We start from the raw sequence: 13,028 nt of genomic DNA, 5'->3' as shown, positions 1-13,028 counted from the left end.
GACGTATACTTCGTGAATGGATGCGTTGTGAGGAAATAGGATACAAGATAAAGAGAAGGCGGTGGACGATTAGATGTTGAAGAAAAGTACAGCGGTACTCTTGATGGTGATCGGGCTGCTTGGCGGCAGTCTGCTCACTTTTGCTTATACTGGAACAACCACAGTAGGGAATAGCGCTCTGGGCGAAGGACTGCTGGCGAGTGTAACGGGGAGTAGTTCCTCCTCCAGAAGTGATATCCGCAAAATTGAGACAGCGATGGACCTAATCCAGGGACAATATTATCAGGATGTGGATCGCACCAAGCTGGTGGATGGCGCCATCAATGGAATGATGGAGTCGCTTGGCGATCCGTATTCCTCTTATATGGGTAAAGAAACTGCACAACAGTTCGAGCAATCCATAGAAGGCTCTTTTACCGGGATTGGAGCCGAAGTAGCGGCTGAAAATGGGAAAGTAGTCGTAGTCACACCAATTAAAGGATCTCCGGCTGAAAAAGCGGGTCTACGCGCTAAGGATATTATATTGTCTGTTAACGGTGAAACACTGGACGGATTGGATCTGAACAAGGCCGTTTCCAAAATTCGTGGACCAAAGGGCAGTCAGGCAAAAGTCAAAATTCAGCGTAACGGTTCTCCTGATCCACTCGAATACACGATTACCCGTGACAACATTGATATGGAAACTGTAACGGCTCATATGGAAAGTGATGGAGTAGGCGTCATTACGATCACCCAGTTCTCCTTAAATACGGCAGAACGTTTCAAGGAAGAGTTAGCCAAGCTGGAAAAACAAGGGCTTAAGGGACTCGTCATTGACGTGCGTAATAACCCAGGTGGGGTACTTTCTGTTGTCATTGATATTGCACAGCAATTTGTACCTTCCGGTAAAACGATTGTACAAGTGGAAGACAAAAATCAGAAGCGTGAGGAAGAGAAGTCCAAAGGTTCACGCAAAAATTATCCGGTGACTTTGCTCATGAATAAAGGTAGCGCAAGTGCGTCCGAAATTCTGGCAGGAGCTCTCCAGCAATCCGCTGGCGCAGTGTTGATCGGAGAAAACTCCTTTGGTAAAGGTACTGTACAAACCAGCTATGACAAGCAAATGGGTGACGGTAGCCTGCTCAAAATCACGATTGCCAAATGGCTAACGCCAAATGGAACATGGATTCATAAAAAAGGGATTAAGCCGGACATCGCGGTGGACCAGCCTGAATACTTTACGGCAGCACCGCTGAACAAGGAAAAGTCCTTGAAATACAATATGAATAGCAGCGATGTGAAAAATGCACAAATCATTCTGCAAGGCTTGGGCTACAAACCAGGTCGCGAGGACGGCTATTTTGACAAAGTGACTGAAAGCTCTGTTATGGCTTTCCAAAAAGAGGCGAAGCTGACGGCTAACGGCATCATTGATGCCAAGACAGCATCAGCGATGGAAGCCAAGCTGATTGAAAAAATTCGTGATCCGAAAAATGATAATCAACTCAAGCAGGGGATTGAAGAGATTCGGAAGGAAATGAAGACAGGCGTAGCGAAATAATAGTGAGGCTACAACAAGGGGGCTGGAAACAGCCTCCTTTTTTATTGGGATTTATTTGCAGTCTGTCGGTTTGTCTTCCCTACATTGGCAATTTCATATAAAATAAATGGATATGAAATGTACGTGCTCCGCTATACAGCGGACCAGGGGCATAAGGAGTGTGAATGGACTTGGAATGGGCATTACAATGGGGATGGAGCGTCTTGAATGCTTGCTTGTACCTGCTTTTGCAGCCGTTTTATTATATCTCGATACTCATTGTCGCGCTTGGCTATCGTCGGCAAATGCTACTGGAGCGCAAGCTATTTCATACTAGAATGCATAGCTGGGCTGCAGAGACCTGGCGTGTCGTATGGAGTGGCTTGCTTGCCGGGATGGCACTATCCGTTCTAGGAATGTTCATCAGCGTGCATCTGAACCCGACTTCCATCGTGTGCCTGTGGATAGCCACATTACTGCTCATGCTGGTACGCGTCCGTTACCTGTGTCTTGCTTATTCGGTTGGTCTGCTAGGTGTAGTTCAATTTTTTCTGAACATAGCGAGTGGCTGGCAGCCTGGGGGAGTGCTCGGGACATCGGTAGCAGCTATCCGTGGATTGGATATTCCAGCACTCTTAGTGTTGGTTGCTGTACTGCATGTGGCTGAAGCGCTGTTGGTTCGCTGGCAAGGAGGAAAGGCAGCTACTCCGCTGTTCGTCGAGGGCAAACGGGGGAGATTGGTTGGTGGCTATCGTATGGAAGATCTCTGGCCCATTCCATTACTGTTACTGGTACCCGCTCAGGGAGGATTCATGCTTCCCTGGACACCTTTGTTCGGCGGCGATGCCGGAACAGGGTATATGCTAGCAGCTCTGCCAGTCCTGATGGGCTTTAGCAGTGTGACGCTCGGCCAGCTACCCCGACAGAAGGCAGTACTTACTTCGAACCGATTGCTCCTGTACAGTGTGGCTTTGCTTCTGCTAAGCCTGTTGGCGGCCTGGTGGAGTCCGCTAATCTTGCTGGCAGCGTTATTCTCCTTCTTGGCCCATGAAGCGCTGATTTGGTACGGAAATATAGAGGAAAGCCGTCTTAGTCCGATGTTTGTACATCCCGAGCAAGGGATGCGTGTTCTCGCTGTGCTGCCAGATAGTCCGGCGACAGCTATGGGCATACTGCCGGGTGAGGCCATATACCGTGTGAATGGCATGGTTGTGAACAGCCGTGCCGAGCTGCATCAGGCCTTGCGGATCAACTCTGCTTTTTGTAAGCTGGAGGTACGCAATCTGCAAGGGGAGAGCAAGTTTGTACAGCGAGGCATGTACGATGGCGATCATCATCAGTTAGGGGTCGTGCTTGCACCGGATGCAGACGCAGGCTGGGCCGTATCCATACAGCCGGCCTCCATCTACCGAATTGTGGCCATGCACATAGGTGCACGACGACGCAAAGCGGGACAAGCATCCAAGGCAGAGGGTACGCATTTGGACACCATGGACCAATAGATATTACAACAAGAGGGTGGTCATTATTTGATTAGAATCGAATAAGGCTACCCTCTTTTGTATATGGCGACAGCAGCCTGCTTGAAATGAATATTCTCATCGGTATACAATGAATAATGTAATGGGAAACATTGATGAACCGAATGCCTATCATGTGTGTCAAGCAGGGAGAGGAAAAGATGAACGCGATTCACTTTATTCGAGAGTACATCAGGCACCCACGCAGCGTAGGCGCTGTAATACCCAGTTCAAGACAGCTGGCCAAGCAAATAGCGACACCGATTTACTTTGACAAAGCCTCGTGCATTATTGAATATGGGGCAGGAACCGGTGTGTTTACGCAAGAGCTGATTTTGAACAAGCGTCCAGAAACGTTACTGTTAGTGATTGAGGCAAATGAATCGTTTTATAAAAAATTACAAAGCAAATATGGTCACCTGGAGAGGGTACACATCATTCATGGATCGGCCGAGCATGTAGCGCGGTATATGGAACAGTACCAAGTCTCGAAGGTGGATTATATCGTATCGGGGCTTCCTTTCACCAGCTTACCCGCCGCGTTATCCAGCCTCATTTTGGGACAAACGGCCGAGGTGTTAGGCCAAGAAGGCAAGTTTATTACGTTCCAGTATAGCAAAGTTAAGCACAATTTCTTCCGTACTTTCTTTGCAGATATCCAGATTAAAAAGGTAAATTATAATGTGCCGCCAGCCTATGTGTTTACTTGCAGCCTGTGACCCTTCAGCTATGTAGGAGATTAGAATAAATACGAATATCCATACACGGATGATTATGAGAAGATTGGGTCAGCATCATTAAGATGTTGAAACGGTCTTTTTTGTTGTCCACTTTTATGGAAATATAAGATAAGGGATATGTTAAATGGCAAAATTCATTTAAGGAATCATATTTTAAAATGGGGCTTAACCTATATATTACATAAGTTGGAACCTGTTAGACTTTTGTAGGATTCATAATAAATCTGAACTTTTGTTAAAGGAGATTTATATATGGTAAAACCGCTGATGTTCATGCGCTGGTGTGAGTATTATGGGTTAAGCGACCGTGAGACAGATTTTGTATCCTTTTTTATGATGAATTTTTCGGCTGCACGATCAGGCAATCAACCCAAACTTAAGGATCAATTTGTTGAGATTCAAAAAAAAGCCTTTCCAGAATACCCCTTTGATATTAGCCCGGAAGAACTGGATTATAACAAATTTGAAGAGCTGATGAAACGAGTGTTGAACATTCATTTTGACACAGCCGAACTGTTGTATTCCTTCTATCTCCAAAAGCTGTGTGCACCTTTGGCAGAATACATTTTATCTACTGGAGATGCCGATCCAGCACGGATCTACTATGAGCTTATTCAAAAGGACAAAGTACGGTAGAGATAAAAAAAGCCCCTTAGCTAAGGGGCTTTTTTATATTCAGGCTATAAAGTTATTTAATAAGTTAACTCTAGTCAATGTTCTGCTATATAGGCATTTGGAATAATCTAAGAATATGGACATTACGTCCCATAAATGGTTCGATATGAAGATTTGATCGGTGGAACATATAGCAAAGCTGTATTACAACATTTGAAGATCCGAGCAATTCTGAATTTCGGACGGAGAGGAGAGTGTAATCAACCAGATACTTGGAGCTTCGATGGGTGGAATTTAAGCACGAATCTATAAAAAATGAATCTATGGATTAGAGTAAGGCGATGTTGTTCCGGAGCGGTAAACCCGTTTGGATTTAGGAGCCTTAAACCCTGCCGGAGCGGTACTTGTATGGGGCTGCTCTTTTCAAATGTAAAGGAGGAAAGTGGTATGAGAGCGAAAAATAGTAGTAGTATTCTGTTCAAACGTTCCAAATGGCTGCCTGTCGTCATGGCCTGCACGATGATAGTAGGGGGGGCTTTACCTGCTCCAGCTGTGGTTCACGGTCAAACGGCAAAGACTATTACTATTAAAGTAGATACATCCAAGGATCGTAAGCCTATTAGCCCTTATATATACGGTACAAATCAGGATTTGGCAGGCGATGAAAATATGGCTGCCAGACGACTTGGTGGCAACCGAATGACCGGATACAACTGGGAAAACAATATGTCCAATGCAGGAAGTGACTGGCAGCAATCTAGCGATAACTATTTATGCAGTAATGGTGGCCTGACACAAGCCGAATGTGAAAAGCCAGGAGCGGTGACGACTTCGTTTCATGATCAATCGCTGAAGCTTGGCACTTATTCTTTAGTTACGTTGCCGATGGCCGGTTATGTGGCTAAGGATGGAAACGGAAGTGTGCAGGAAAGCGAAAAGGCCCCTTCCGCTCGTTGGAATCAGGTCGTAAACGCCAAAAATGCACCGTTCCAACTACAGCCTGATCTGAATGACAATCGGGTCTATGTGGATGAGTTCGTCCATTTTTTAGTGAACAAGTACGGCACTGCTTCAACAAAGGCGGGGGTGAAAGGATATGCCCTCGACAATGAACCCGCTCTCTGGTCGCATACGCACCCACGCATTCATGGTGAAAAAGTCGGAGCGAAAGAGTTGGTAGACCGGTCAGTCAGTTTATCCAAAGCTGTGAAAGCGATTGACGCGGGGGCAGAGGTTTTTGGCCCGGTTCTTTACGGATTTGGCGCCTATAAAGATCTTCAAACTGCACCTGATTGGGACTCTGTAAAAGGCAATTATAGCTGGTTCGTAGACTATTACCTGGATCAAATGCGCCTTAGCTCGCAAGCCGAAGGCAAGAGATTGCTGGATGTATTCGACGTACACTGGTATCCCGAAGCGATGGGCGGAGGCATACGAATTACGAATGAGGTAGGCAATGACGAAACGAAGAAAGCCAGAATGCAGGCACCTCGCACCTTGTGGGACCCGACCTATAAGGAAGATAGTTGGATCGCTCAATGGAGCAGCGAGTTTTTGCCCATACTACCTCGAATGAAGCAGTCGGTGGATAAATATTATCCGGGAACCAAGCTGGCAATGACCGAGTATAGCTATGGCGGCGAAAATGATATTTCCGGCGGGATTGCGATGACCGATGTGCTGGGTATCTTGGGCAAAAATGATGTTTATATGGCAAACTACTGGAAGCTAAAGGATGGTGTCAACAACTACGTTAGTGCCGCTTACAAGCTTTATCGCAATTATGACGGAAAAAACTCTACTTTCGGTGATACCAGTGTTAGTGCGCAAACATCGGATATTGTCAATAGCTCGGTCCACGCTTCCGTAACGAATGCATCCGACAAAGAACTGCACCTCGTTGTCATGAATAAAAGCATGGACAGCGCATTCGACGCCCAATTTGATCTTTCCGGCGCGAAGACTTACAGTTCCGGTAAAGTATGGGGGTTCGATAAAAACAGCTCGCAAATTAAAGAAGCAGCGCCAATCACGCAAATTTCAGGCAACCGTTTTACTTATACCGTACCGCCTTTGACGGCATATCACATTGTGCTGACTACTGGCAATGACACGTCTCCAGTGGAAGGTCCTGAAAGCTTTAAGCTGAAAGCTGAGGCTGGTGATGGGAAAGTCCATTTGTCCTGGGACGCTTCCAGCGGAGTTGTAGGATACAGCGTACAGCGGGCAACAGATGAAAACGGCCCTTTCACTGATGTAGCATCCAACTTGACCGAAACGTCTTATACGGATACTAACGTAACAAACGGTACTTCATACTATTACAAAGTAACCGCCAAAACCAATAAGGGATCGAGCGAATCCAATATTGTGAAAGCGGTTCCGAAGACGCCTGTAAACGGTCCCGCTCGCTATGAAGCCGAAGAAGGCACGCTGAAAGGAACCATTGTGGAATCCAGCGGGACCGGCTACTCCGGTACTGGTTATGTAACGAATTTCCACAATCCAGGGGATTCCCTGACGATGACGATCCAGGCTCCCACGGCAGGTCTGTACAATCTTACAATCGGCTATCGTTCTCCTCATGATGACAAACGCACGAATTTCTCATTAAACGGCAAAGCGTTTGGAGAACTGGTGCTCGGGAAAACGGCTGATTTCAAAGAAACTTCCGGAGGCAAGGTGCTGTTGAATGCAGGCGCGAATACGATCAGTTTTGAAAAAGGCTGGGGCTGGTACGATATCGACTACGTCAGACTGGAGCCTGCTGCTGACCGCCCACCTCATGCGGTAACTAAAACGCTTACCAATCCGAATGCGACGGTAGAAGCAAAAGCATTGATGAACTATCTGGTTGATCAATACGGGAAGAATATGCTCTCTGGTCAAGAGGAAATAAACGAAATTGATTGGCTTCAAGCCAATGTAGGTAAAAAGCCAGCCATTGCAGCGCTTGATCTGATCGACTATTCGCCAAGCAGAGCGGAACACGGTCTTAATTCCACAGAGGTAGAAAAGGCGATTGCATGGGATAAGCAAGGGGGGATCGTTACCTTTGCATGGCACTGGAACGCACCGAAAGGTCTGATCGATACGCAGGGAAAAGAATGGTGGAGAGGCTTCTATGCCGATTCGACCACATTCGATATAGAATATGCGATGAATCATCCAGAGTCCGAAGATTATAAATTACTTATTCGCGACATCGATGTGATTGCAGGGCAATTGAAGAAGTTGCAGGATGCGAAGGCTCCTGTCCTGTTCCGTCCTTTGCACGAGGCGGAGGGCAAATGGTTCTGGTGGGGCGCCAAAGGTCCTGAGCCTGTTAAAAAGCTGTATATTTTAATGCACGACCGTTTGACGAATGTGCACAAATTGAACAATCTGATTTGGGTATGGAATTCTGTTGCTCCGGATTGGTATCCGGGAGACGAGTATGTGGATATTTTGAGCTTTGACTCTTATCCGCAAGCAGGTGATTACAGCCCGCAAATTTCAAAATACGAAGACCTTGTTGCATTGGGCAAGGACAAAAAGCTAGTTGCCATGAGCGAAAATGGACCTATTCCAGACCCAGATTTGATGAAGGCGTATCAAGCTCATTGGAGTTGGTTCGCTACATGGTATGGAGATTTTGTGAGAGACGGCAAACAAAACAGCCTTGAGCATCTGAAAAAAGTGTATAATCATCCGAACGTCATTACGCTGGATGAGCTCCCAACGAACTTAAAAACGTATGGCATTACTGAGCAGCCGTCCGTACCGGGCAGCTTCACGCTGAACGCTGCGGGTGAAACGGCGAAAGTATCGCTAAGCTGGACAGCATCGGCGAATGCGAAAAGCTATGAAGTGAAGCGTTCGACGACTGAAAACGGCGCGTTCGCCACCGTAGCGAGCGATGTGTACGGAAGCAGCTACGCCGACACAGCCGTAACAGCAGACACGACGTATTACTACCAGGTCGTAGCGAAGAACGATACAGGACAGACGCTGTCGAACACGGCTAGCGCAATGCCGAAAGCGGATACTCAGCAGCCGACGACGGGACTGCTGCTCCAATATCGCACAGCAGATACTAAGGTGAACGATAATCACCTCAATCCGCAATTCCAAATTGTAAACAAAGGCACAACCTCCATACCGATCAACGAGTTGAAAATTCGCTACTACTACACAATCGACGGTGACCGTGAGCAGACTTTCAACTGCGACTATGCGACGCTGAGCTGCTCAAAGCTGAACGGTAAACTGGTTAAAATGGAGAAGGCTGCAACCGGTGCCGATTATTATTTGGAAGTCAGTTTCAATTCGGATGCAGGCGTGTTAGCACCTGGAGGAAGCACGGGCGATATCCAAACCCGTATTCATAAGACAGACTGGTCGAACTATAACGAAAGTGACGATTATTCGTATAAAGGCACGCAAACCTCATATGCCGATCATCCTAAAGTTACCTTGTTTCATAACGGCGTACTTGTTTGGGGAACCGAGCCGACAGCTAATTAAGATAAATGTTCGATCTATAACATTGCTGAAATGAGCAGGGGAATTGTATCCTCTGCTCATTTTTTGTACAAAAACCCACTAGTTCGTTTATCGAGTTAAATTGCCTGAAAAAATTGATGTGTATTCTGTGTGAGGATTTTTATACACATTAAATTCCATAATATATTAAAATCGTGTAGAAAAAGGAGTTGACCACCATCCAATTTATTCATATAATTTCTAGTATATTGTAATTGATTGTCGAGGAGGGTGATTTTTTAAAATCATCTGAATACGCCGGGGGTGTTTTTATTGGAAAATGCAACCACGATTCGTTCGGAAATTGAGAAAGAATTAAAACTTGGTGGCTATACTTTTAATAGTTTTGGACAAGCTACAGGGCTTAACCGAGGCATATTTAGTGCTATGCTTAATGGGAATCCGCCTAAGCCTATCTCCGTACGACAAATGGACTTGATCACTAAAGCGCTTAATTATCCAGAGGGCTGGTTGTATGACCTGTATGTGGATGAATGTTTTTATGATGGAAGACCACATTGGAAAAGGGTTAAACCGTTCCTGATTCGTTGTGTTGAGATAGGAAACCTGCGATGCGTGGAGAAAGTACTTTCGCGTTTAATGGAAGATCTCAATCACATCCCCACAATCTTTGCTTTGGCAGAGGAACTTTATGAAGAAGGAAAACTCAGAGAAGCTGTTCCTTTCTATGAGTGTGTCATCGAAAATGAAAAGTATCAACATTCTGAGAGGTTGGCAATTAGTCATTATAGAATTTTTTCAATCTCTGTTAGTGAAACTATGAAAATAGATGTAGAAGCTGCGCTAAGATTTGTGCCCTTTAGAAATCGGGTACCTTTAGATTATCATTTAGATGGTCTGCTTAAACTGTCAAATCTTTATTACAATTTGCATCAATGGAAAGAAGCAGAGCGTTATGCAGATGAATTAAGGGATCTTGCAACTATTGTTTGTAAAAGCAGAAAAACTAATAAAAAGAATTCCACGTTGAAAACTGAGAGACATTTAGTCGTATACTATGGTCAAGGTTACTTGACGAAGGGAAATGCTCTGGAAAAGCAAGGAAGATACGAAGAGGCCATGAAGTATATTCCTGGCTATGCCGATTTGAGTTGGTTTGCAGATTTAGGGGAAATTGGTCAGCAGGAGGTGCAAAGGTTTACTCTTTGGGCCAATGCTAATCAACTTAACTTGAATATTCTTATGGGTGATACAAGTAGTTTGCCAACGTATATTCAATTTCTTAAAAATAACCCACCCGAAATATTATTGGGGTTATTAACAATAGTAGAGTCGGCTAACAAGCATGGTTTTATGATAGAACATATTTTACAGCAGTTTTCTAACGAACTGACTTCCTTTAATAATGAATTATCTGTTGGTACCAGTTATTATAAGCAGTCATTTAGTTACAATACTTATGCTGATTTGTGTTACCAACTGGCTATATATATGTTTAATAACCATTTTCATGAGAAAGGTGTTTATTATGTTTTAAAAAGCTTAAGAAAATATCTTGAAATCAATAACAAAGAAAAGTGCATGGTCTGTACAGCCTTATTTGAAAGATTTAGAAATAAGGCCATAAAAGATCAAAAATTAGAATATGAAAGAATCATGGAGGAGGTTTTAGTCAATGCAATTTAAAAACCTTAAATACATGCTAATTATAGGGCTTTTTGGTTTCTTGGAACTGTCCCATACTATTACTGTTTTTGGGCATGGAACTGGAGCTTAATAGTTATCAAAAAACCAGTCTTGGTAAGGCTGGTTTTTTGATGTATTCCGTTAAAGGGATGAAATGGGTTTTATTATATTTTTAACCTGTGGGGAAGGTATCAGCCTGTAAACTAATGTAAATACCACACCGAACAGGAGGTTTATTGATGTGAAATGGAAACAATTGGAGGAGTGCATCGAAGAAAAGCGAAAAGAATTAAATGAATTGGCGAAAGAGGTGGGATTGAAGGATCGACGGGTGTTGACCAAGTCTATGGAGTTGGATCGGCTCCTTAATAAGTACAGTGATTGGAAATATAGCTATCGTAGACAACAGAGCGTACCCCAAAGTTCACAGATCCAAGAGAAGCAACACGAGCTCGTCCTATCTTATTAACATCAAGCATTATGACAAGATAAAACCTAACTTCACCTTGGCTTCTATACATAGTGAGATATAGCATAAACAAAATAATCTCTATTACATCTCGTACGCCGCCCTTATCCACGTTGTTCGTACAGTTTATTGTTCTGCGTCTACATCAGAGCGGAAGCCATGTAACATGAGGATACAGCTCAAAAAAACCTCCCCATTCACGTTATGGCGTGACTCGGGAGGTTTTTGGGTTTTACTGCTGGAGCTGACGCAGCACAGTGATTTCGACACGGCGGTTTTTTTGTCGCCCTGCTTCGGTGCTATTGTCACCAACCGGACGGGTATCTGCATAACCCGCATACTGGAATCCTGAGGGGGATAGCTGCTCTCGGTCGATAAAGAACCGGAGTACAGACAGTGCCCGAGCGCCGGAAAGCTCCCAGTTGTCCTTGTAGGTCGATGAGTTAGAGGAACGCGTGAATGGAATGTTGTCCGTATGCCCCTCAATACTAATCGGTGTTTTCAAATCTCGAAATAGACTAGCTAATTTGGATAACGTGTTTGCAGAACCCTGCTTGAGTGCCGCTCTGCCTTGGTCGAATAGAAAGCGGTCATTCAGCGTAATGACAATGCCACGTGGTTGATCGGATACGAAAATCTGATTTTGTAGCTTGTTGTCCGTAATATATTCCTGGATGACACCCATTAGGTTTTGCAGCTCTTTTTCCTGCTTGCGAAATGCTTGTTCACGCTCGGTGAGCTTGGTTGATCCCGCTTCTTTTTTATTAGAGGCCGGTTGCTTGGTCGCGGGTGGATTCTTGCTGGTGTAACGATCGGCAGTCCCCGTAATGCCCGAGCCTTGCTCCAAAATAGAATCTCCCTTGTGGAACGTATCCTGAAGGGATTGAACAACGACGTCGTATTTCTTAGCATCCAGACTGCTCATGGCATACATCACGACGAAGAAAATGAGCAGCAGGGTGATCAGATCGGCATAAGTAATCATCCACCGATCCCGTTGGTCTCCGCCGCCACCTTGACGCCCACGGCGCTTAGCGCGCGCTCTCATGGAAGTCCTCCTTTGGAGTAGCGCTCTCTGTACGTGAGCGACGAGGCGGTTTGCGATCTATATTTTGCTCTGAGCGGATAAAGAACTCCAACTTCTTGCGTACAAGCTTAGGGTTCTCTCCGTTTTGGATAGCCAGGATACCTTGCAGCAGCAAATCCATCGTAATAATTTCACTTTCACTGGCTGCTCTTATTTTGGACGCGATGGGCAGAAAGATCAGATTGGCGCTAGCAACGCCGTATAATGTTGCGATAAAAGCTACAGCAATCGACGGTCCGAGCGCAGTAGGCTCGGTTAGGCTGCCAAGTACATGGATCAGACCCATGACCGTACCGATAATCCCCATCGTAGGGGCATAGCCGCCTGCCGATTCAAATATTTTGGCGTACCCTTCATGTTTGTGCCCAATAGCATCTAACTCTAGTTCTAAAATTTGCTTGATCTGTTCCTGTTCAGTGCCGTCAATGACTAGTTGAAGACCTTCCCGCAAAAATGCATTCGGATGCTCTGATGATATACGTTCTAGCGCAAGCACACCGGATCGGCGGGAGGTGGCTGCCATGGAAACCAAATCTTCTAAATATTGCTCCGTTGGATTGTCCTCACGACTAAAAGCCATCCGCAGAGCGGTGGGTATAGTCTTCAGCTTGGAGGCAGGGTAGCTGATCACAACGGCGGCGAAAGTTCCGCCGAATACGATCAGAGCTGATGTACCTTGAAGCAGCCCTGTGAATTCTCCGCCTTCCCACAAGAAGCCACCGATTAATGCTATGATTCCGGCGATGATGCCCAATACGATGGTGATATCCAAAATTCAATTCACTCCTATTCAAGACTTATCGTTTGCATCCGCGGTAAGAAAGAGGTATAATACGGGAACAAACATTCTTATTCAACCATATTTCCCAAGTATCATTGCGCGGGAAATATCGACATAGAATTACAG

9 protein-coding genes are annotated in these 13,028 nt (G+C 45.2%); 7 read left to right on the top strand and 2 right to left on the bottom strand.

Translation table 11 applies throughout. The annotated features are described in order from the left end of the window. Positions 1 to 73 precede the first annotated feature (73 nt). The 7 genes from HFE01_RS09715 (at position 74) to HFE01_RS09685 (ending at position 11,034) form a co-directional block, all read left to right on the top strand. Positions 74 to 1,540: a S41 family peptidase gene (locus HFE01_RS09715; protein WP_016822953.1), complete on the top strand. Its 1,467-nt coding sequence runs from the start codon at positions 74 to 76 to the stop codon at positions 1,538 to 1,540. Positions 1,541 to 1,704: 164 nt separating this feature from the next. Next, a complete protein-coding gene (locus HFE01_RS09710; RefSeq protein ID WP_017427073.1) occupies positions 1,705 to 3,021 on the top strand; it encodes a PDZ domain-containing protein in 1,317 nt (438 codons plus the stop codon). Between the two features lie 179 nt (positions 3,022 to 3,200). After that, on the top strand, positions 3,201 to 3,758 hold the full coding sequence (locus HFE01_RS09705) for a class I SAM-dependent methyltransferase (RefSeq protein ID WP_019688761.1): 558 nt from the start codon (positions 3,201 to 3,203) through the stop codon (positions 3,756 to 3,758). A 273-nt stretch (positions 3,759 to 4,031) separates the two neighbouring features. Next, complete coding sequence (locus HFE01_RS09700) at positions 4,032 to 4,415, top strand: hypothetical protein (protein ID WP_167437848.1); 384 nt, start codon at positions 4,032 to 4,034, stop codon at positions 4,413 to 4,415. Between the two features lie 426 nt (positions 4,416 to 4,841). After that, the gene (locus HFE01_RS09695) at positions 4,842 to 8,900 is read left to right on the top strand and encodes a glycosyl hydrolase (protein ID WP_167437847.1); all 4,059 of its coding nucleotides are present in this window, start codon (positions 4,842 to 4,844) and stop codon (positions 8,898 to 8,900) included. Between the two features lie 291 nt (positions 8,901 to 9,191). Next, a complete protein-coding gene (locus tag HFE01_RS09690) occupies positions 9,192 to 10,565 on the top strand; it encodes a DNA-binding protein (RefSeq protein WP_039277340.1) in 1,374 nt (457 codons plus the stop codon). Positions 10,566 to 10,806: 241 nt separating this feature from the next. Next, positions 10,807 to 11,034, top strand: a complete 228-nt coding sequence (locus HFE01_RS09685; RefSeq protein ID WP_019688757.1) for an aspartyl-phosphate phosphatase Spo0E family protein — start codon at positions 10,807 to 10,809, stop codon at positions 11,032 to 11,034. Between the two features lie 232 nt (positions 11,035 to 11,266). On the opposite strand, the gene HFE01_RS09680 is transcribed toward HFE01_RS09685, so the two are convergent. After that, positions 11,267 to 12,082 carry a flagellar motor protein MotB gene (locus HFE01_RS09680; protein WP_013373324.1) on the bottom strand — a complete coding sequence of 272 codons (816 nt, stop codon included), beginning with the start codon at positions 12,080 to 12,082 and terminating at the stop codon, positions 11,267 to 11,269. Continuing rightward, a complete protein-coding gene (locus tag HFE01_RS09675; protein WP_019688756.1) occupies positions 12,066 to 12,893 on the bottom strand; it encodes a flagellar motor protein in 828 nt (275 codons plus the stop codon). Before HFE01_RS09675 ends, HFE01_RS09680 begins: the two co-directional genes overlap by 17 nt. Between the last annotated feature and the right edge of the window lie 135 nt (positions 12,894 to 13,028).

Origin of the sequence: Paenibacillus sp. EKM10P (assembly GCF_011800655.1) — a bacterium.
Lineage (GTDB): Bacteria > Bacillota > Bacilli > Paenibacillales > Paenibacillaceae > Paenibacillus > Paenibacillus polymyxa.
This window is presented reverse-complemented; position numbering and strand designations above follow the sequence as displayed.